Genomic DNA, 23,019 nt, shown 5'->3' with positions numbered 1-23,019 from the left:
ATCAATTAGTTACTTTCAATTATCCGTAACTTTATCTCATAATTATTTCTATGAGTAAAGCAGTTTACGTAGCTACTATCGAACCGCATAGTGGTAAATCATTAGTTGTTTTAGGTTTAATGAGAATGCTATTGGGCACCATGCCCAAGGTAGGATATTTTAGACCTATTGTTGACAATTTTCAGGATGGTGAAATGGATAATCATATTAACACCATAATCGACTATTTTAAACTAGATCAAAAGCCGGAAACTGCGTACGGATTTACAAGAAGTCAGATTCGGAATGAATATAATCAAGGACATGATGGTGAGGTGCAAAATTCCATACTTCATAAGTTTAAGCAGCTCGAAGAAGTCTATGATTTTGTATTAGTAGAAGGCTCTGACTTTTCCGATGAAGGCAATATCATGGAGTTCGATCTAAATGCGATTATCGCAAGAAACTTAGGAATTCCTACCATTATAGTAGCCAGCGGCGCAGGAAATACCAAAAGAGAGTTAACTGGAAGCCTGCAAATGGCATATGATACCTTTAGCGAAAAAGATGTTAATGTAATCGCGGTATTTGCAAATAAGATAAACCGGGATCAGCTTGGGCTAACAAAGGAGAAATTAAACGATTGCCTACCCGATGATGTTGCAATTTTTACGATTCCTACGATTGATACTTTAGGAAATCCTACCATAAAAGAGATTGTACAACACCTAAACGGCAAGGTGCTGTTTGGAGAAAAGTATTTAAATAATCAAACAGGTAATTTTGGAGTAGGGGCGATGAACCTTCCAAACTATCTTACCAAACTAAAAGATAAAAGTCTTGTTATTACCCCAGGAGATAGAGCAGACATCATTCTTGGAGCATTGCAAGCACATTCTAGTAGTAATTATCCTGAGATTTCTGGAATTATCTTAACAGGTGGTTTAATACCCGAGGATTCTATTTTAAAATTAATTGAAGGTGCTTCTTCAAATGTACCCATTGTCTCCGTTGAGGGCGGTACTTTTGGTATTACAAATGCTATTGGAAATATTAAAAGTAGAATTTATGCTGAAAGTACTCAGAAAATCGAGACCTCTTTAACTGTTTTCGATGATAGTGTAAACGTCCGATCACTATCCAAAGCGTTAGTCGACTTTAAAGCAAGTGGTATATCGCCGCAAATGTTCTTGTATAATTTACAGCATCGTGCTAAGAAATCTAAGAAGCATATTGTGCTGCCTGAAGGGGAAGATGATCGAATTATTGAGGCGGCTGCGAAATTGGTAAATGCTAATATTGTAGATATTACATTAATTGGTGACGAGAAAAAAATAAGAAATAAGGTAGCCTTACTTCAAATAGATTTTCCTTTTAATAAAATACCAATTATTACAACTACTGGGTCTGCAAATTTTGATGATTATGTAAATACATTTTATGAGCTGCGGAAGCACAAGCAAGTAAATATGGATATGGCAAAAGACTTCATGACCGATGTGTCTTATTTTGGCACTATGATGGTTTACAAAGGGCATGCCGATGGTATGGTGTCAGGTGCTGTTCATACTACCCAGCATACAATTCGTCCTGCTTTGCAGTTTGTTAAAACTAGACCGGGTGTCTCGGTTGTTTCATCTGTCTTTTTTATGTGTTTAGAAGACCGAGTTTCTGTTTTTGGAGATTGTGCTATAAACCCTAACCCAAATGCCGAGCAACTTGCTGAGATTGCCATTTCATCTGCAGAGTCTAGTATTAATTTTGGAATTGAACCTAAAATTGCGATGCTGTCATATTCTTCAGGGGCTTCGGGAAAAGGTGCTGATGTTGAAATAGTTCGAGAGGCTACTCAAATTGTAAAATTAAAACGACCTGATCTTAAAATAGAGGGGCCAATTCAATATGATGCGGCAGTTGATAAAAGCGTTGGGGCTAAAAAACTACCAAATAGTCAGGTCGCGGGTCAAGCTAGTGTTCTAATTTTCCCTGATTTAAATACTGGGAATAATACTTATAAGGCCGTTCAAAGAGAAACCGGGGCCTTAGCAATTGGGCCAATGTTACAAGGACTCAATAAACCAGTTAATGATCTAAGTCGAGGGTGTACTACCGATGATGTATTCAATACTGTAATTATAACTGCAATTCAGGCTCAAGACGCTTAAAATCTCATTTTTATGTTTGTATTGATTATTAACTCCGGGAGTTCTTCAATAAAATATCAATTAATTGATATGCCATCAGAAGAATTATTGTGCAAAGGAATGGTCGATCGTATCGGGCTAGATGGCAGTACACTTTCTCTAGAAGTGGTCGAAGATAAGAAGGTGCTAAAAAAAGAAATAGGTGATCATGAAATAGGACTTTCGTTAGTGGTTTCTTTATTACTTGAGGACGAATTGACACCTATTTCTAATAGAAACGAAATAAAGTTAATTGGGCATCGTGTGGTACATGGTGGTAGTCAGTTTTCTGATACGGTATTAATAGATGAGCGGGTAAAAAGTGCTATAAAGGACTTATTCGATCTTGCACCCCTTCATAATCCAGCAAATTTGACGGGTATTGAAGTTGCAGAGCGATTATTCCCTAATGCGACTCAGGTGGCGGTCTTCGACACTGCATTTCATCAGACAATTCCTGATTTGGCGTATAAATATGCCATTCCAACTCAATTTTTAAACGATCATAACATTCGATTATATGGCTTTCATGGCACTAGTCATAAATATGTATCAGAAAAGACTCGTGAGTTTTTAAGGGTAGACAAGGCCAAGAAAATAATTACTATTCACCTAGGTAACGGTTGCAGTATGACCGCTATCCAAAATGGGAAAAGTATTGATCATAGTTTGGGTTTTGGTCCTATGAACGGACTTATTATGGGAACGCGTAGCGGTGATATTGATCAGTCCGTAGTGCTGTATTTAATGAGCGGTTTAAATATGTCTTTGGATGAGGTAACAAGCTTACTACAAAAACAAAGTGGGATGCTGGGTTTAACCGGGTATAGTGATCTTAGAGAAATACAAGAACGGGCAGATAATGGTGATGTAGATTGCAAGTTAGCTCTATTAATGAGTGCTTATCGAATTAAAAAATATATTGGTGCCTACGCTGCAATTATGAATGGATTAGATGCAATTGTATTTACTGCTGGCATTGGAGAGAACAGTTCTAAAGTACGTTCGCTAGTATGCAATTCGATGGATTATTTGGGCATTATACTAGATGAAACTAAAAACAAATTGCGAAATAATGCTATTCGAGCGATACACGAATCGGCGGGTAAAGTCGCGATTTTGGTAGTCCCAACCAATGAAGAATTAGAAATTGCAAAACAATCTTTTAAAATCTTTAACATTTAGTGTAAGGAATTCAAAAACATAGCGACAAGTACCTACAACCGATTAAGAAATAACCAAAAAATATGAATTCGCTTTGGTATTTTGATGGTACTAACTTGTTCAATGTACTTTGTCCCCATAAATTTAAAAGATTTAAGGCGAGCAACGTTAACCACTTTCACTTTTATAACAAAAGTGATTATATCTACTTTGAAGAAGACAATGCCAATAAGGTTTTTCTAATTGATAAAGGGAAAGTTAAAATTGGCTATTACACTGAGGATGGTGATGAGGTGGTCAAAGCAATTTTAACCAGAGGAGAGATTTTTGGAGAAAAAGCTATTTTGGGTGTTGAAACCCGAAATGAATTTGCGCAATCAATGGACAGTAAGACTTCTGTTTGTCCAGTTCCTGTAAGTACCATGCATGAGCTAATGCGCGATAATCAAACATTTAGTTTAAAGATCTACAAGTTTTTGGGATTACGTATCAAAAAACTGGAACGTCGCCTTCAATTACTATTATATAAAGATACTAGAACACGTCTCGTCGAGTTTTTGGGAGAGTTATGTGAAGAATACGGTTACGACTGTGAAAAAACGGGTAATAAAGTAATCAAGCATCCATATACACAAAAGGATATTGCTAGTTTGATAGGTACTTCTAGACCTACATTAAACACCTTGTTGAATGAGTTAAGAGAAGAACAACTTATCAAATTTGACCGTAAGGAAATTCGATTCTTACGCGAGTTAGTATAATAGCAATTTTTAACATTTTGTTTATAGAATTGATGCAATAGCTAACCCTTCTATGCGTTCTGAAAAGGTAGTTTAATAGTAAACCATAAATCTATTCTACAGCATAACCTTCGATTTTACATTTTAAACTTTTATTAGCGGGCTTAGTTTGAAGTATTATCAACACAAAAAGGGTTATTAATTGTTAAGTTTAAGGTGTCGTTTCGACTGAGGAACGACACCTTATTTTTTTGAATGAGATTTAAAAAACCCAAAATATCGGAAATTGGCTTTGTAGTCCTTATAATTGTATTACTAATCCCACAAACACGGTTTCAGTTACAACTTGCAGTTCACAAAGTGCTAGGTAGATTATCTCCTAGTTTAGTAGAAGTTGACGACCGGACGCAGCTTACTAATTATAATATGAAGCTACGAGATGTAAATGGGAAATCGGCTAATTTCACAGAAGCCGAAGGGAAAGTAGTTTTCTTAAATTTCTGGGCAACTTGGTGTCCACCTTGTGTTGCAGAAATGCCTTCAATTGACGAATTATACAAGGATTACGGAGACAAAGTATCATTTTATATCGTGACGAACGAGTCTACGAATAAGACAATTCCGTTTCTGAAAAAGAAAGAATTGAATCTTCCTATTTATCAAATGCAATCAATGCCTTCTAAAGAAATATATTCTAGGAGTATACCAGCAACTTATATTATTGACAAAACGGGGAATATTGTTGTTGATAAAACTGGGGCTGCAAATTGGAATAGTAAAACAGTCCGAGAAACTCTTGACAAATTAATTCCTGAGTAAGAATGTCTTTGTGTCGGCCGCGCTTTGTTCAGCTTTTTCTTCCATAGGTACATGCCCTACATTTTTATAAATGATGACTTTTGCATTTGGAAGATCTCTTTCGAATTTGGCGGCATCTTTAACTGATATCCAAGCATCTTTATCACCCCATAATACCAAAGTTGGCTGTCTTATAAGTTGAATGGCTTTGGGATCTACATCATACGGAGTATTTGCACGATCGATAAATGCCTGTCTATTTCCTTTTCGTAATTGCAAATCATAGTATCGGTTAACCATTTCATCTGTTACCAAACTTTTATCGTAAAACACTTCTTTTAAACTCTTTTTTACTAAGAATTTTGGAGTGAAAACTAGCATAGCTTTATTTAAATATTCCTTTTTAGCGAGTTTAAAAACCATTGATGCTTCTTTATGAGAAGGGTAGCCAGATGAGTTTAGCAACACTAATTTTTGTACTTTTTTTGGGTGCTGATAGGTGTAATTCCAGGCAATGCTTCCACCGAGGGAATTTCCCGCAAGAAAAAAAGAATCGATACCAATAGCTTCGACAAACTCATCAACAAAAGAAACATAACTCTTAATGGAATAGTCTGCGGTAGGATTAGGACCTGTTAAACCATAAGCTGGTAAGTCAACACTAATTATTGTAAAGTCTTTTTTGAGAAGCCTAGTCCATTGCTCCCATGTTTGTATAGACGAACCCGTACCGTGTAATAGGAGCAAGGCAGGACCAGTTCCGGTTTTACGATAATGTACTTGTTGGTCACCTACTTGAATAAAATCAGAATCAAAGTAGGTGTACTCTTCTTGTAATTGGGAGACCTCCTTATCAGGAGCGTATGACAATATTAAAACAATGGCGATTACGGCAACTATTACTTTTAGGACAAATCCTAATTTCTTTTTAATTGCCACTATATGGAAGTTTTATTTTTTAAAATATTTAAAAGGAACAAACAACATTCCGAAGCATTCTCCATCACCTTTGCCTAAATGTTTATGGTGAATTTTATGTGCCCTACGTACGCCTCTAGCATACCAGTTATTTGCATTTCTAAATAGCTTAAAACGCTGGTGTATAAAAATATCATGTACAATAAAGTAAGCTGCACCATATGCCATAATGCCTAACCCGATTGGCCAACCATACCAAAACCATGAATACTCACCTAAATAGAAAAAGGTCATACTCACTATTGCATAAAAAATAAAAAATGCATCATTGCGCTCCCACCAGGAGTCATGATCTTTATGATGATGATCTTTGTGCAAACTCCATAAAAAACCATGCATAACGTATTTATGGGTAAACCAAGCCATAAACTCCATGATCCCGAAAGTCAGTAAAAAAATGAGGATTCCGATAGCAATTTGTGTCATGACTTTAAACTAGATTTAGACGACATTTAACGTAAGAACGTGCAAGTAAATGCACTTTTTGATAATCTGCAACCCGAATACGTTTATTCTTAATTTCCATACTAGGGGTTTTCTTTAATTTGGTCAACAGTTTTTTGTAGTACCTGTAAGCCGTGTAAACACCAAATTTTGCCTCTACTGGTAATTTATGAATTCCACTTAAGCCTTTTGCAAAATCTTCTTCAATTTCTGCAATAATTTTAGTTTTTGAAGCTTCATCTAGCTCGTCGAGATTAGTTCCAGGAAAATAAGTTCTGCTTAAATCTTCAAAATCGGCTTTAAGGTCCCTTAAAAAATTCACTTTTTGAAATGCCGAACCGAGACTCATCGCACTTTCTTTTAGTTCATTGTAGCGTTTTTCATCTCCGCTTACAAAAACTTTAAGGCACATTAGACCAACAACATCTGCCGAGCCATAAATGTATTCCTTATACTCTTCTTGCGTTAAATATACCTGCTTGTCAAGATCAAGCCGCATACTTTTCATAAATGAATCGACTAGATGCTTGTCTATTTCGTATTTGTGAAATGTATGTTGAAATGAGTTTAAAATAGGATTTAAACTAATCTGATCTTTTAATGCTCTCTCTAAATCGGCTTCGAAATTGTCGAAAAGTGTACGTTTATCGTAGTCGTGAAAAGTATCTACAATTTCATCAGCAAAACGAACAAAACCATAAATATTAAAAATATCTTGACGTATGGACGGAGCCAACATTTTAGTAGCCGTAGAAAACGAAGTGCTGTAATAGGTAGTTACCAACTTACTGCATTCATAAGAGACGGTGTCAAATAATGTTTTCATTGTTATCAGGTTAATGTTGTTTATTAATTAGTTCAGCAACCAATTTTCCAGAGATCAAAGCAGGCGGTACTCCGGGTCCTGGGACGGTTAATTGTCCCGTGAAAAATAGGTTTTTTACTTTTTTACTTTTAAGACCAGGTCTTAAAAATGCGGTTTGTGTCAGCGTGTTTGCCATACCATAGGCATTACCTTTGTACGAGTTGTATTGCTCTACAAAGTCGTTTACACAAAACGATTCTTTAAATAATATATTTGATCGTACCTCTTGATTAGTTAATTTCTCCAATCGATCGATAATAATGTCAAAATATTGTGCTCTTAGTGTTGGTGTATCTTCTAGTCCTGGCGCAATGGGTATCAAAAAGAAACCTCCATCGCATCCTTTCGGTGCCATTGAACTATCGGTTACTGATGGAAAGTTAACATAAAAAAGTGGATTATCAGGCCAATTAGGGTCATCATAAATATCGTAAGCATGTTTTTCGAAATCGGTATCAAAAAATAAGTTATGATGTTCCACTCCAGTTATTTTCTTATTAAAACCGACGTAAAATAATAGGGAAGAAGGGGCAAATGTCTTCTTAGCCCAATAACTCTCGGAGTACTGACGATATGATTTGTCTAACAAGGTTTCCGAATGATGATAATCTGCTCCACTTAAAACGATGTCACTTTTATGTATTTTTCCGTCAATTGATATCCCAGTGGATTTTCCGTTTTCTACAACAATCTTTTCAACAGGGCTGCTCGTGTGTATTGTTACACCCAACTCAGTTGCTAGGGAAGTCATGGCTTTTATGATCTCGTACATACCTCCTTTAGGATGCCATGTGCCGAGGCCAAAATCAGCAAAATTCATGAAGTTATAAAACGACGGTGTTTTACTTGGTTTCGCTCCTAAAAACAACACAGGAAATTCAAGTGTACTAACTAGCTTGGGATTTTTGAATTGTTTTCGCACTTGACCACTAATCGTTTTAAAAAATTGATCAACTCGCGTTACGGTTTCTTTAGTTATTAGTTCGAAAGGAGAGAGACCTGGTCGCAAAACAACTTTATTAATGGCAATATCATAATTGCGCTGCGCTTGGCTAATGAATTTCTGGAGGTGTTTTGAACTGCCTACTTCAATACGTTCAAATTCTTCGCATATCTTTTCCATGCAATCCCCAATGGTAATAACATCGTCAGAAAAGAATATTTTATAAGCCGGACTTAATTTGTCTAACTCGTAGTAGTCATTCGTTTTTTTGCCGAAATCGCCAAAAAATTTATCAAAAATATCAGGCATCCAATACCAGCTTGGTCCAATATCGAATGTAAAGCCATCTTTTATTAATTGTCGTGCTCTGCCGCCGGCAGTTTCATTTTTTTCAAATATCTGTACGTTGTGTCCTTGTTTGGCTAAGTAGCACGAAGCTGAAAGTGAGGAAAACCCTGAGCCAATAATACTAATGGTTTTACTCATTAATTATTATAAATTACTTATTAAACTGTCGATAGATGGGAATATTTTAATCTTCTCCGGCAGACTGTAGCCACTAAGGCGTCTGGTTTGTTGACCCAAAATCCAAAGTTCATTGTTTCCTTGATTACCAATTTTTTCCGAAAATTCCTTTAAATAGTTGTCGATTCGAGATTGATTAGGTTCAATAGTGAAGTAAGAGATAAAAGTAAGATCCCCATAATAATTTAAGAGATCCTGTAAACTATCTATGGGAACTGTTTGACCTAGGAAAATAGCCTTGTACCCATGAAGAACAACTTCATAATTAAGATATAGCAATCCTATTTCGTGAATCTCATTTTCCGGAAGATAAAGAACGAAAATTCGATTTTTATTTGTCGGTTCTAAGTGCTGTATTTTCTCTGTGTTAATCAGTATTTTTTGTTTGATTAAACTTGTGATAAAATGCTCATGAGATGGGCTTATAGTATCCGTTTGCCATAGCAATCCTAACTCATTTAATAAGGGGATAAATACCTCATGAAAAATCTCTCTGAAAGACTTTGAAGTAAGCAGGCTATTATATGTGTTAAAAAACATGGTTTGATCGAAATTGATCATAGCCAATTTAAAGGCGTTTATAGAATGATTTTTTATGCTATTCTCTGAAACAATTTCACGAACAACAATAGGGATTTTATCTTCTTCTATATTGGCTATTTTAGAAATTTTGTAGCCATTATTATACAATAAAGTTATATTTAGAAGCTTCTGTAAATTTTTTAAATCGTATAGTCTAATATTCGAATCAGTGCGGTCTGGAGCCAATAAATTGTAGCGTTTTTCCCAAATACGTATGGTATGTGCTTTTATGCCCGAAAGATTCTCTAAATCCTTAATACTGAAGTAATTCTTTACATTGTTCATTCTTTGCATAGATTGATTAAACAAAAATAGCATTTTTTGGGAGATAGAGACTATTTTTGATAATATTTAACCTTTCAACGTTAAACAAAAATTTGTTTAACCTATCAGAAGCCAAAACTACGTTTAAAGTGTAGAGCATGAGAGGCAGCAGTGGAGATGATAAATAAGAAAAGCCAGATCTGTTGATCCGGCTTTTCTGTAGTGCGCACGAGAAGACTCGAACTTCCACGGGATAATTCCCACTGACCCCTCAAGCCAGCGCGTCTACCAATTCCGCCACGTGCGCATTTTGTAGCAGAGCGCAAATATAATATGCTTTGGCAAAGCTCAAAATTTTAATGTTGTTTTTAACGATTTCCTGCCCTAGAACCTGAATTTCGATTTGATTTATCGTTTTTATAAAAAGTATTGTCGGTACTTAGCATATTCACTTTTTTAAAGTGATTTTATGTTAAACTTTTGACAGTCTCATAAATATCGATATATTTGGTAAACCAATTTGGTAAACCAATTTTTCTTATTTATGAAAAACACCCTCTACTATATTATAGTTCTTTATAGCTTTTTTCTTGTTTCATGCAATGACTCACTTTCGCTAACCGAAACCAAGGTTACTAATGTTGAAGAGTTAAATGCTGCTATAAAAGAATGCCAGCCTGGAGATAATATTGTCTTATCGAACGGGGTGTACAAAGATGTGCGAATTGAGTTCATAGGCCATGGTACACCAGAAAATCCTATAGTTTTAAGAGCGGAAACACCTGGAGAAGTAAGTATAGAAGGGCGGTCTAATTTAAAACTAGGTGGCGAATATTTAGTCGTTGAAGGACTTCATTTTAAAAACGGATATACTCCAACAAAATCTGTTATTCAATTTAGAATAGATAACAAACTATTTGCCAGTCATACTAAAGTTACTAATTGTGTAATTGAAGAATTCACACAACCAGACCGAGATGCAACTGACCATTGGGTAGAAATTTGGGGAAGACATAATGAACTAAGCAACAATTACATTGCTGGGAAGTCTAATTTCGGGCCAACGGTAATGGTTATGCTAAAAGGGAATGAACATATTAAGAACTATCATCAAATAGTCAACAACCATTTTGGACCAAGACCGCGTAAAGGAGGTCCACATGGTGAAACCATGCAAATTGGCGATAGTGGAACATCGATGATGCCATCCCACACCAACGTTTCTAATAACTTTTTTGAGCGGTGCAATGGGGAGGTCGAAGTTATTTCTAGCAAGTCGAACTTCAATGAGTTTAGAAATAATGTCTTTTTTGAAAGTGAAGGATCGTTAGTATTGCGACATGGAAATTTTGCTACTATAGATGGTAACGTTTTTATCGGCAATGACAATTCAGAATTTATTGGTGGTATTCGTGTCATAAATACAGGACATTGGATTACCAATAACTACTTCTATAAACTTAAAGGTTCTATTTTTAGAGCGCCTTTGGCGGTAATGAACGGAATTCCGAAATCACCGCAAAATCGATACAACCAAGTTACAGATGCGGTTATGGCTTACAACTCTTTTGTAGATTGTGAAACCCCATTTCATTTTAGTGTCGGTTCGAATGTGAGTCAAAGTGAGGTATTGCCGAAATCTGAAATTCGTTCAGCTAGACCAAAACGTACTATTGTAGCGAATAATATTTTGTATAATGAAACGCCTTTCGACTACCCAATTAAAAACTATGATAAAGTAGATGGAGTTACCTTTAAAAACAACTACTCTAACAGTGACAATAAAAGCGAAGTACAACCTGAAGGACTGATTAAAACGGATTTAGCTTTCGCCAATAACATTCCTTCAGTTAGTTCAAAAGATCTTTATGCTGGTTTCGATTTTGAAACGATAAATAAGGATATCTTCGGAAGCGATAGAACTTCAGATAACAATACTGCTGGGGCAATTGTCAATACAACTAAAGATCCTTTAAACATCGATAAAAGCAAATATGGTACTGATTGGTTTACCGCTGAAAAACCAAAAACAGAATCAAAAACAATATCGGTAGCTACATCTGAAGGACTGAATAAATCATTATTAGAAGCTAATTCTGGAGATATATTAGAATTAAAATCGGGTACATATCAACTCGACAAGACACTTAAGGTAAACAAAAGTGTTACGATTACATCAGCGGATAAAAACAACAAGGCAGAGTTAGTTTTTTCAGCAAACAATACTGCTTTTGAAATGAATCCTAAAGGAATGTTGAAAATTGAAGGACTTGTGCTAAAAGGAAACAAATCTCAATCAGCCTTTAAAACACTAGATAAAAATATGACCAGCGCATATGGACTTCAAATCAACAATACGGAAATAAGCGACTTTAGAAGCGTATTAGAAGTCTCTAAGGGTTCGTTTGCTGATACTGTTGCTGTTCGAAATTCTTCAATTAAAAATTGTCTTAAAGGTATTCAGCTAAACAAAGAAACTAATGACAAGGGCGATTATAATAGTGAGTTTGTATACATAACCGACAATACATTTACTAATGTTGGTGAAAATGTAGTCAACTATTATAGAGGGGGCTATGATGAGTCTACTATTGGTGGAAACTTAGTCTTTAAAAACAATACCGTCTCCAATTGCGGTAAGACTGAAAAAGAGAATATCTTAATTAAGAATAGAGGTATTGTTAATGTTCAATTCGCAAATAATACTTTTAAGAACAACCCTGTAAAAGTGGTTGCTGTTTTGTGGGGCGAGAAGGGGCAAAAACCGGAAAATAACACGATTAGCAATTCAGGAGAAATAAAAGTGGTTCAGAACCTGAAGTTGAAATTGATGTATTAATAAAATCAACTAATTACAATGAAAAAGTCGATCTACCTATTAGTTTTTTTAGCTGTATTTGCTTGTAAAAACAAATCCAATTCTTCTGTAGATACGGCTTCTCAAATTGAAAACAGTACAAAATACCCAAGTGACGTTATTCCATTTATGGATAAATGGAAAATTCTTTTAGGCGATGGAACACGTTCAGATAGCTTAGTAAATTTTCAAAAGGATGATTTCTTTTATGTTGAAAATGAAAAGGGAACCGATTGGGTTGTCTATAAAACACCGAATTCTGGTGTAACTTCAAGAACCTCTAGTAATACAAGAACAGAATTAGGAGAAAAGAAACATTGGATTCCTGAAGAAGGAGGCAAATTAACAGGAACTCTAAAAGTACAGCATGTATCAACAACTGGTGATGCGACTGCCGCTTCATCTTATTCAGTTGTCATCGGACAAATTCATAGTGCTGAAGGTCACGAAAATGAACCCCTAAAAATCTACTATAAAAAATTCCCTAGTCACACAAAAGGCTCTGTTTTTTGGAATTATGAAATCAACACAAAAGGAGATAATATTGGAAGGTTTGACTATTCAACAGCAGTTTGGGGTCATGATTTTTCCGTGGTAGGTTCAAGCCCTACAGAGTACCCAAAAGAGCCGGAAAATGGTATTGAGCTAGGTGAAGAGTTTAGTTATGAAGTTAATGTTTGCAAAGGTGTTATGTATCTTACTTTTACTAGTGAAAACCATAAAACAGTAACATTTACAAAGAGTTTAATACAATCAGAATTTGCAACAAAGGCTGATATTCCTGAACAAGTATTAAAAGTATATGAAAATAGAGAAAAAGGAGGAGGAGTCGAAAGAGAAATCGCCTACGCTGGCGAACTAAACTATTTTAAACAAGGTGCTTATAATCAAGCTAATGCAAAATCTACTAAATCCGAAGTTTATGGCGGTGACATCGCTAAACAATATGCAAATGGTAGTTACGCTGAAGTTTGGTTTAAAGAAGCTACCCTAGGTGCTGGCTCAATGCCTAGTAAAAACTAAATACGATGTCAGAATCTAACATTAACCAATCATTACTTAAAAAAGTTATTGCTTTAATCTTAGGCTTTGGTCCTGGGTTTTTTGCCATTGGTTATACCATTGGTACAGGTAGTGTCACCTCAATGATTGTCGCTGGTAGTAAATTCAATATGCAATTACTATGGGTGCTATTTTTGAGCTGTTTGTTCTCGGGTATTTTGATGTTCGCTTATGGTAACTATGCATTGATAACAGGTGAAACCGCACTTTTCGGATTCAAGAAGCATCTAAAATATGGCAAACTCTTAGCCATATTAGTGATAGTTGGAATCACCTTTGGTCAATGGAACTCACTAATGGGAATTTTGGGAATTTCGGCTAATATAATTTTCGAAATCTTGGCAATTAATTTTGAAGGGTTAAACGCATTTGAATATGAGACCGTCTTAGGAACTGCTATTGTAATAATAGTCACTTTCTACTTATTAATGCTAGTTGGTAAGTATACATTTTTTGAAAAGATACTCATCGTTTTTGTGACTTTAATGGGGCTTTCATTTTTACTTTCATTGTTTTTTGTACAACCACTTTCCATTGATGTTGTTAAAGGTTTAATACCCACTATTCCCGATGTACCAGGCGGCAAAATGTTAGTCGCTGCTTTTGTCGGGACAACGATGGCTGCGGCAACTTTTTTATCTCGTCCACTATTTGTAAAAGGAAAAGGGTGGACTATTAAAAACCTAAACCAACAAAAAAAGGATTCCATTACTGCTGCTATTTTAATATTTATAATTAGTGGTACTATAATGGCCGTAGCTGCTGGTGCCTTGTTTTATCAGGGTAAAGAAGTTACTCATGTGTTAGACATGGCGAACACCCTAGAGCCAGTCGCAGGAAAATGGGCTGTTACTATTTTCTTTTTTGGAGCATTAAGCGCTGGGTTATCATCTATATTTCCTTGTTTATTAATAGCACCATTATTGGTTGCTGACTATCAATCAGGAACAATAGATACCAATTCGCGTCAGTTTAGAATTATAACTGCAATAGCCTGTTTAGTGGCTTTAATTGGGCCTGCCTTTGGTGCAAACCCTATTGAGATTCAAATTCTATCACAAGTATTTAATGTATTTGTATTGCCTGTTGTAATATTGGGAATCATACTTATGTTAAGTAGTAAAAAAGTGATGAAAGATTATAAAACGAGTCTTGGTGTTTACATCGGAATGTATGCTGCCTTGTTCTTTTCGCTAGTGATTTCATATAACGGAATTATGGCCTTGCTCGATTATTTTTAAAAGCTAAAAATGAATAAAAAAACGATCATATTAATACCATTATTCATAGTTGTTGGCACTTTGCTAATTCTAAATAGCTGTTCTAATACTTCTAAAAAGTCTGATAAAAAAGAAGCGCAAAAAACCGTTTACGCAAGTGAGGTTATTCCATTTTTTAATGATTGGAATTTAATTTTAGGCGATGGCTCCAATGCAGGTAATGCAAACGACTTTGAGCATAAAGATTTTTTTTATACCGTAAATCAAGGTGAAACAAACTGGGTTGTTTTTAAAGCGCCTAATGCTGGAGATACCCATGGGACTTCAAATAATACACGAACAGAATTAGCACAAGCAAAAAAATGGTATCCAGCGACAGCTGATGATAAATTGACAGCTACCCTTAAAGTAATGAACGTATCAGCTACAGGGGATGCTCGGGTAGCAGCTTCGTACTCTGTAGTTATTGGCCAAATTCATAGTGCTGACGGCCATGAAAATGAGCCGCTTAAAATATTTTACAAGAAATTTCCTGGTCATACCAAAGGCTCGGTTTTTTGGCATTATGAAATTAATACAGCCGGTGATGATAATTCTGGAAGATGGGATTATTCTACTGCAATTTGGGGTCATGACTTTTCTGTTGTTGGTAGCGAGGAAAACACCTATCCCGATGAACCCGAAGATGGTATTGAATTAGGTGAAGAATTTAGTTACGAAGTTGAAGTGAAGGATGGTGTGATGAACTTGAAATTTACTAGCGAAGGTCATGAAGCCAAATCATTTACAAAAAACTTAATCGAATCTGAATATAAGACCACATCAGCTATTCCTAAACAAACTCAAGAATTATTCGTGCCAATTGGCCAAGATGGAATTGAGCGAGAAAACGCATACGCTGATGAAGGTCTCTTTTTTAAGTTAGGATCTTATAATCAAACTAACGGAAAATCTCCCGAAATAAATAAGAATTGGTGTTCTGGAGCTGAAACCTATGGCGGCGACATTAAAAAACAATATGAAACTGGAAACTATGCTGAAGTTTGGTTTAAAACCGCAAGTATATATGTAAACGATGCCGCGGTGTCCAATAAAGGCTATTTTACTAAAAATGATTAGATCAATTTATTTGATAAGAACATGGAAAATAATAACAAACTAACAGGGAAGCGAGTTTTAATAACTGCTGGTGCTCAGGGTATTGGTGAGTCAATTACAAGACATTTTATCGATAGCGGAGCGGATGTTTCTATCCATTATTTTTCTAGTACAGATACAGCCAAGGAGCTTATGGAATATGCCATAAGCAAAGGGCAAAAAGCAGTGATCGTGGGAGGTGACTTAACAAAGGAGGTAGACGCAAATCAAGTCGTTGAAAAAACGGTAGAAGCTCTTGGTGGATTAGATATACTAATTAACAATGCAGGTTCACTTGTTGCGCGTAAAACGCTAAGCGAAATGGAAACTGAGTTTTGGCACAAGGTTATGGATATCAACTTAACATCAATGATGTTTGTAACACGAGCTGCGTCCCCGCATCTAGGAAAAAATGAAAATAGCAGTATTGTAAATTTATCATCACTCGCTGGGCGTAAAGGTGGTCATTCAGGATCATTAGCATATTCAACCAGCAAAGGCGCTATACTTACAATGACAAGAGCGTTGTCTGCTGAATTAGGCGGTCAGGGAACTCGAGTGAATGCAGTTGCTCCTGGTCTTATTCTTGGTACTTTATTTCATAATACGCATACAACAAAAGAATCGGCTGATGCCACAACGGCTAGTATTCCAATTGGAAGAGCGGGTAATGCTGCGGACGTAGCAAGAGCAGTGCAATACTTGGCATCGGAATATGATGGCTTTATTACTGGTGCGACACTAGACATCAATGGTGGTGTTTATAATATGTAAGCTGCAATTGAATTGAATGTGAATAAGCGAAACGCCTCATACAAATACGAAGTAAAAATTATGAATTTGATTAAGAAGTGGAAACAAATTAGCGCAGTACAATTTTTACTTAGTGTAATGCTAGTGGGATTGGTTTCTTGTAATGAAGATTCTTCAACTAATACAAATTCGGATGCTCAATCACAACACCCAAGTCTAATTTTGACCCAACAAGGCGTTAAAGATATTAGAGCGAACTTAGGCAGTATTCCAATTTTTGATAAAACCTTAGCTGCTAATAAAGTAGAAATCGATGCCGAAATTGAAAACGGTTTTGATGTTCCAATTCCAAAAGATTATTCAGGAGGTTATACCCATGCAACACATAAGCGGAATTACATCTTAATGCAAAAGGCAGGTGTTTTATATCAAATTCTTGATGACGAAAAATATGCCAAGTTTGTAAAGGATATGTTGTTTCAATATGCGAAAATGTATCCAACATTACCTATTCACCCAAAACCAAGATCATATGCACGCGGTAAATTGTTTTGGCAGTGTTTAAATGATTCTAATTGGTTGGTATATACAAGTCAGGCGTACGATTGCATCTATGATTATTTATCTGAAGAAGAACGTACCACCTTAGAAACGGATCTTTTTAAACCTTATGCTGATTTTATCTCCAAAGAAAATCCTCAGTTTTTTAATAGAGTACACAACCATAGTACCTGGGGTAATGTTGCAGTAGGAATGATTGCTTTGGCAATGGAAGATGATAGCTTGCTGCAAACAGCCTTATACGGATTAAAAGATGTCAATCTTGACGCTTCTCTAAAAGATAATGATGGTGGATTCATAAATCAAGACGATCAAAAAATCGGATATTTTGCAAATCTTGACGAGCCATTTTCTCCTGATGGATATTATACTGAAGGTCCATACTATCAACGTTATGCGATGTATCCATTTTTGATATTTGCCCAAGCACTTCAAAACAAAAAACCGGATTTAAAAGTATTGGAGTATAAGGAAGGTGTATTACTGAAAGGTGTCAACGCGCTTTTAAATTTGTCTGATGCAGATGGTGATTTCTTTTTACTAAATGATGCTCAAAAAGGCATGTCATATTACAATTCATCCTTAATATCAGCAGTAGATATTGCATATCATTTTGGAGGAAACAACCCAGAATTGTTGAGTATTGCTGAAAAGCAAGACGAGGTGACCTTGGATGATGCAGGCCTAGCTGTGGCAATTGGAATAAAAGAAGGAAAAACAAAACCATTTGTAAAAAAATCTATTGAATTATCAGATGGTGCAAATGGTGATGAAGGTGCAGTAGGTATTTTAAGAAGTGGTGACTTAGAGTTAGTTCATAAATACACCGCACACGGACTGAGCCATGGGCATTACGATAAATTATCTTTTGCACTATTCGAAGATGGGAAGGAGGTCGTTCAAGATTATGGGATGGCTCGCTATGTGAATGTTGAACAAAAAGGAGGAGGTAATTATTTAAAAGAGAATACTACTTGGGCAAAACAATCTATTGCGCACAATACCCTTGTTCAAAATGAGCAATCTCATTTTCAAGGTAAATATGATATCGGTAGTAAACATCATTCCGAAAGTTACATTTTCAGCGTAAATACGGATAGTGTACAAGTATCAAGTGCGAAAGAGGAAAATGCCTATCCAGGTACCAAATTACATCGTACAATGGTGAGCATAAAAGAGACTGATCTTGAGAATCCGTATGTGCTGGATATTATGCGAGTGGAGTCTTCAACCGAAAATCAATACGACCTGCCTTTCTATTATCTAGGTCAAGTAATACAAACAAGCTTTGATTACTCTAAAAGTGATGTGCCGCAAATTTTAGGTAGTGCTAATGGCTATCAACATTTATATAATGAAGCTATCTCAGTAGCCGATGGAGCGAATGCAAAACTTACGTGGTTGCTCGATAATAAATTCTATTCTTACACGGCAGTAACATCGCATAATGATGAGATCATTTTGGCAAGAATTGGAGCGAATGACCCGGCATTCAACTTGCGGTCAGAACCAACAATGATCATACGTAAAAGGAATACTAAAGAGGCTGTGTTTGTTGCAGCAATAGAATCGCACGGAACCTATAATCCGGTTTCAGAGTTAGCTGTAAATGCCTACAGCCATATTAAAGATGTCCAGCTTAGTTATAATGATAGTAATTATACGGCTGTAACTATTGAAGATACAAAAGGAGGGGTGCAATTATTCATCATTGCAAATAATGATAATTCAAAAACGAAGAAACATACTTTAACTATTAATAGCACTTCTCATTTTTGGGAAGGCCCTTATACGTTAATTAAAATAAAATAAGAATCATATGAAAACTTTTGGAGCAAGTAAAGAATTTTTAATGGACTATGATGGTAAAATCATGTTATGCTGAAGTTTGGCATATAGAAGCTACTGTTGGTTCAGGAATTGAGCCATCAGCAATATTGAAAGATATATAATAAGGTAGTAGTAATAAAAAGAAACACGAATAAACATGAAGAGATTTAGTGAAAAATACATTATAACAAAAGAGATGGAGTGGGAAGTACTTGGAGGAGGAGTTTCAAGAAAATTTTTAGGGTACGATAACCAAATCATGATGGTGCGCGTAAAGTTTGAAAAAGGAGCTTTAGGATCACCACATCAACACTTTCATACACAAGCGACTTTTTGCGTTTCGGGTAAGTTCGAATTTGAGATTGATGGAGAAAAGAAAATTGTTGAGGCGGGAGATGGCGTTTATATTGAACCAAACTTAATGCATAGCGCAGTTTGTCTAGAAGAAGGAGAGCTAATCGATACGTTTAGCCCGGTAAGGGAAGACTTTTTAAGCGGAGGCGAGGTTTCTTATTTTGGTGACAAAAGCTAGTTCTTAGTAGCTTTCTAATAGAAATTGATAGATTTATTTTTGAAAAATTAAGGGTAAAGTCTTTTAAAAATCCTTTTTTGGCATTTTTTCGACCTCAGAATTAGTTAAAAATGAAATTTTAACACTAAAAATTCGCATTTCATTTTTTTGTTAACATTAAAATAACATATATTTGGTAAACCAATTTGGTTATCCAATTTGGTTTACCAAAAAACTCAAAACTCTATATTCAATTAACTCTAATAGTCACTCTATATGATTCTACGTATTTAAACAAAAAAAGGACAGGTGCACGCCTATCCTTTTCAAACTATTACTTCTTTTCAGAGGGAAGTAATCTACACACAGATCGATTACCGATTGCGCATCGCAAAGATATTAATTTATGATGACTTCGCTTGTGTTGTAATTAGGTATGAGAAAAAGCGTTGGTTCGCGTGTTTCGATTGAACCGATATGCTAAAACTAATTTTAACATAACATAACTAAAATGAATTTTAAAGTTAAACTAACACTTATCATCTTGTTGTTTTGCCAGATAACGCTGATTGCTCAAGATGGTTATTTGTTGTCTGGTACTGTATCAGATGCTAATAACGTTCCCATACCTGGGGTTAATATTGTTGTTACCAATACTAACAAAGGAACAACAACTGATTTTGATGGGAAATTTCAAATTCAGGTAAAAACAAGTGATGTAGTTCAGGTATCTTATCTGGGTTATAAAACGCAAACAATTATCATAGCAAGTCAAAATAATTTACAAATTGTTTTGGTTGAAGATGCAAAGCAACTCGATGAGGTAGTCGTTGTTGGTTATGGTACACAAAAGAAATCTACTATTACAGGATCCATTTCTAAGGTGGTTAACGAAACCTTAGATCAATTACCTGTCTCAAGGGTTGATGATGCCTTAATCGGGCAAGTATCTGGTGTAAATATCCAGGCAACAAACGCCGAAGCAGGTGGAGCCCCTACAGTTACTATTAGAGGTGTAGGATCAATTACGGCCGATTCTGGTCCAGCATTGGTGGTAGATGGGATTGTTGTAAGCTCAGAATTTCTTGCTAACATTGATATGAATGATGTTGAATCTTTTGAGGTTTTAAAAGATGCTGCATCCGCTTCTATTTATGGTAGTGAAGGTGCAAATGGTGTTATATTGATTACTACAAAAAGTGGTAAGGCTGGTAAAACACAATTCAGCTATCAAACCTATACTGGATTTAAAAATGCTCATGGAAGTGATGACTATAGAAAAAGTGTTGCAGATTGGGCTCAAGTAGAACAAGCAGCCACAGGTACGCTCTCAGGAGAAACTCTTTACGCACAACTGCTGGTAGCAACTACCGGTATTGATAGAGATTGGCAAGATGTTTTCTTTAACGGAGGAACCGTTACCAGTCATTCTTTATCAGCAAGAGGTGGAACAGAAGATTCTAAATTCAGTGCTTCATTAAGATATCTTGGTGATGAAGGTGTAGTAATAACAGATGATTACAAACTGTATACAGCAAATTTGAAGTTTGATACTAAGATTGGTAAAAAATTAAAATTCGGACTTAGAGCGAGTCCTTCTTACACAGAACAAAGAAGACTCCCGACTTCAATACACAATCCAACGCGTCAATCGCCTTGGTTGCCTATTTTTCATACAGAAGAAACACTTCAATTTATTAATCGTTCAGTTTATCCTGATGTTGGCGTAGGTGATTACTTTTTTGAAAACCACTTGGTTAATTTAGACTTAGACAATGATGGTAGTGGTGAAAGACCTCGTACTTCAGGTGATTCTAACCCATATCAACAGTATGTTGAAAGACAACATTATGAATTCAATACCAAGTTATTTGGTTCAACTTATTTAAGTTACAAACTGGCAGATGGTCTTATAGCGAAAACTTCTTTAGGTATTACTTTAGAGCAACGTAAAAGAGATCGATATGATGGTACGAATTATCATGCAGCAGGTAATAGTAGATCTGCCTACTTTTTAGAAAACAGGTTTCGTACAAGAATTATTAATGATAATACCTTATCGTATAGTAAGCAATTTGGGAATCATGACCTTAATTTGTTAGGTGGTTTTACTGTACAGCAGCGAAAAAGTGAAACAAGTCAAGTACGAGCAAGTGGCTTTACTGATGATCGTTTGCCAAATGTACAAGGAGCTAATCCGGATAATACAACAGCATTTCAATCAAATACGGAGCTTAAAAAGCTTGGTTACTTTGTAAGAGTAAACTATGCTTTTGCTGATAAATATTTATTTAATGCGTCATTTAGAAGAGACGGAAGTTCAGTTTTCGGTATCAACTCAAAGTGGGGTAATTTCCCAGCAGTATCAGTTGGTTGGAACGCAGCGAAAGAAGACTTCTTAATCGATAGTGAAATCGTAAGTAACCTGAAATTTAGAGCAAGTTATGGTCTTACCGGTGCTGAGAATTTCAATGTGGGTTCTGAAGTGGTTAATGCTTGGCCTTATTTAGCATTACTGCAAAACTCTAACGCGATAATTGACGGCACTACGGTTTCTGGTGTTTCACCACTAAATATTGCAAATACATTGCTACAATGGGAAGCCTCAGAGGAGCAGACTTTTGGTGTAGATTACGGATTTCTAAACAACAGAATAACGGGATCGATAGATTATTACCAAAGGAATAGCGATGAATTGTTACTTAACAACCCTGTTTCTTATCTAACTGGTTTTTCTAACGGAATTGTGAATTTAGGAGAAGTACAAAACAGAGGTTTTGAATTTGAGTTGAGAACTAGAAATATTACTAACGAGAAATTCAGCTGGAATTCTACTTTAATTGCATCTACCAATCAAAATGAACTAATAAGTTTCGGAGATTCTAACAACGCGTTAATTGAAGATACATATGGTAGAAACTCTCAATGGATTAATAGAATTGGTGAGCCAATATCATCGTTCTGGGGCTATGTGGTTGATGAAGCTGCTTACGACGATACGACATTTAGAACTACCTATGTCGATAATCCTTGGAACAGAATTAATGGTCAGGCTGATGATACTATCGTAAAAGATTTGAATGGTGACGGGATTATTACTGAGGAGGATAAAACGATTTTAGGTGATCCGTATCCAGATTTAATCTACAGTTTCACCAACGATTTTAGACTAGGTGATTTCGACCTTTCATTTATGGTGCAAGGTAGTCTAGGTGCTCAGGTAAATAACATTGGTGATCAATATTTTTACAATTGGTTCGGAAACCGTACCAGAAGTGGCGGAGAATTACAAGCAGTTGCTGATGGTCTTGTTCCACACCCATCTTTCATTCAAGAAAAAGTGTTGACGAGTGAAGTTATCGCAAGTGCAGACTATTTTTCGCTACGTAATGTAAGGGTGGGCTATAATTTTTCGGCAGACATACTTGAGAGGTTAGGCTTAACAGGATTGAGAGCTTATCTCTCTGCACAAAATTTAATTTACATCACGGCAGATGACTATCACGGTTTCAACCCTGAACATGATGATAATGGCAACCCAAGAGCATTTGGCTCACAAAGAGCGGGTACTCCGATATTTAAAACAGTAACATTCGGTATCAATGTCGATTTTTAATATTAAA

17 protein-coding genes and 1 tRNA gene are annotated in these 23,019 nt (G+C 35.8%); 12 read left to right on the top strand and 6 right to left on the bottom strand.

The features are described from left to right. Window positions 1-50 precede the first annotated feature (50 nt). The 4 genes from pta (at window position 51) to GWK10_RS01415 (ending at window position 4,885) form a co-directional block, all read left to right on the top strand. Window positions 51-2,144, top strand: coding sequence for a phosphate acetyltransferase (gene pta / locus GWK10_RS01430; protein WP_164029113.1), 2,094 nt, complete (start codon window positions 51-53; stop codon window positions 2,142-2,144). Between the two features lie 12 nt (window positions 2,145-2,156). Further along, complete coding sequence (locus tag GWK10_RS01425; RefSeq protein ID WP_164029112.1) at window positions 2,157-3,347, top strand: acetate/propionate family kinase; 1,191 nt, start codon at window positions 2,157-2,159, stop codon at window positions 3,345-3,347. Between the two features lie 62 nt (window positions 3,348-3,409). Further along, window positions 3,410-4,087: a Crp/Fnr family transcriptional regulator gene (locus GWK10_RS01420; RefSeq protein ID WP_164029111.1), complete on the top strand. Its 678-nt coding sequence runs from the start codon at window positions 3,410-3,412 to the stop codon at window positions 4,085-4,087. 234 nt (window positions 4,088-4,321) lie between these two features. After that, complete coding sequence (locus GWK10_RS01415; protein ID WP_164029110.1) at window positions 4,322-4,885, top strand: TlpA family protein disulfide reductase; 564 nt, start codon at window positions 4,322-4,324, stop codon at window positions 4,883-4,885. Here GWK10_RS01415 and GWK10_RS01410 read toward each other — a convergent pair. The 6 genes from GWK10_RS01410 to GWK10_RS01385 all read right to left on the bottom strand — a co-directional run bounded on the left by GWK10_RS01410 (window position 4,871) and on the right by GWK10_RS01385 (window position 9,772). Beyond that, on the bottom strand, window positions 4,871-5,803 hold the full coding sequence (locus tag GWK10_RS01410) for an alpha/beta fold hydrolase (protein WP_164029109.1): 933 nt from the start codon (window positions 5,801-5,803) through the stop codon (window positions 4,871-4,873). The two genes, GWK10_RS01415 and GWK10_RS01410, sit on opposite strands and share 15 nt — an antisense overlap. A 12-nt stretch (window positions 5,804-5,815) precedes the next feature. After that, window positions 5,816-6,268 carry a sterol desaturase family protein gene (locus tag GWK10_RS01405; RefSeq protein ID WP_164029108.1) on the bottom strand — a complete coding sequence of 151 codons (453 nt, stop codon included), beginning with the start codon at window positions 6,266-6,268 and terminating at the stop codon, window positions 5,816-5,818. A 4-nt stretch (window positions 6,269-6,272) separates the two neighbouring features. Next, window positions 6,273-7,112 (bottom strand): phytoene/squalene synthase family protein, encoded by an 840-nt coding sequence (locus GWK10_RS01400; protein ID WP_164029107.1) that lies wholly within the window; start codon window positions 7,110-7,112, stop codon window positions 6,273-6,275. 10 nt (window positions 7,113-7,122) lie between these two features. Then, window positions 7,123-8,580, bottom strand: coding sequence for a phytoene desaturase family protein (locus GWK10_RS01395; RefSeq protein WP_164029106.1), 1,458 nt, complete (start codon window positions 8,578-8,580; stop codon window positions 7,123-7,125). Between the two features lie 6 nt (window positions 8,581-8,586). Beyond that, window positions 8,587-9,486, bottom strand: coding sequence for a MerR family transcriptional regulator (locus GWK10_RS01390; RefSeq protein WP_164029105.1), 900 nt, complete (start codon window positions 9,484-9,486; stop codon window positions 8,587-8,589). A gap of 202 nt (window positions 9,487-9,688) precedes the next feature. After that, a tRNA-Leu gene (locus tag GWK10_RS01385) sits at window positions 9,689-9,772 on the bottom strand. Between the two features lie 237 nt (window positions 9,773-10,009). On the opposite strand from GWK10_RS01385, the gene GWK10_RS01380 reads away from it, so the two are divergent. From GWK10_RS01380 to GWK10_RS01345, 8 genes are all read left to right on the top strand, one after another. Beyond that, window positions 10,010-12,304: a chondroitinase-B domain-containing protein gene (locus GWK10_RS01380; protein ID WP_164029104.1), complete on the top strand. Its 2,295-nt coding sequence runs from the start codon at window positions 10,010-10,012 to the stop codon at window positions 12,302-12,304. A gap of 18 nt (window positions 12,305-12,322) precedes the next feature. After that, window positions 12,323-13,345: a polysaccharide lyase family 7 protein gene (locus GWK10_RS01375; RefSeq protein WP_164029103.1), complete on the top strand. Its 1,023-nt coding sequence runs from the start codon at window positions 12,323-12,325 to the stop codon at window positions 13,343-13,345. A 5-nt stretch (window positions 13,346-13,350) separates the two neighbouring features. Next, window positions 13,351-14,625 (top strand): Nramp family divalent metal transporter, encoded by a 1,275-nt coding sequence (locus GWK10_RS01370; protein ID WP_164029102.1) that lies wholly within the window; start codon window positions 13,351-13,353, stop codon window positions 14,623-14,625. A 9-nt stretch (window positions 14,626-14,634) separates the two neighbouring features. Continuing rightward, a complete protein-coding gene (locus GWK10_RS01365; protein WP_164029101.1) occupies window positions 14,635-15,723 on the top strand; it encodes a polysaccharide lyase family 7 protein in 1,089 nt (362 codons plus the stop codon). 21 nt (window positions 15,724-15,744) lie between these two features. After that, entirely contained in the window at window positions 15,745-16,515 is a 771-nt protein-coding gene (locus GWK10_RS01360; protein ID WP_164029100.1) for an SDR family NAD(P)-dependent oxidoreductase, read from the top strand. Window positions 16,516-16,533: 18 nt separating this feature from the next. After that, window positions 16,534-18,867: an alginate lyase family protein gene (locus tag GWK10_RS01355; protein ID WP_317164660.1), complete on the top strand. Its 2,334-nt coding sequence runs from the start codon at window positions 16,534-16,536 to the stop codon at window positions 18,865-18,867. A gap of 175 nt (window positions 18,868-19,042) precedes the next feature. Further along, window positions 19,043-19,417, top strand: coding sequence for a cupin domain-containing protein (locus GWK10_RS01350; protein WP_164029098.1), 375 nt, complete (start codon window positions 19,043-19,045; stop codon window positions 19,415-19,417). A 490-nt stretch (window positions 19,418-19,907) separates the two neighbouring features. Further along, the gene (locus GWK10_RS01345; protein ID WP_164029097.1) at window positions 19,908-23,012 is read left to right on the top strand and encodes a SusC/RagA family TonB-linked outer membrane protein; all 3,105 of its coding nucleotides are present in this window, start codon (window positions 19,908-19,910) and stop codon (window positions 23,010-23,012) included. Window positions 23,013-23,019 lie beyond the last annotated feature (7 nt).

It is taken from the genome of Spongiivirga citrea (genome assembly GCF_010671565.1).
Taxonomy (GTDB): Bacteria; Bacteroidota; Bacteroidia; order Flavobacteriales; family Flavobacteriaceae; genus Spongiivirga; species Spongiivirga citrea.
The sequence above is the reverse complement of the archived record's forward strand: the minus strand, read 5'-3'. Positions and strand labels throughout refer to the sequence as shown.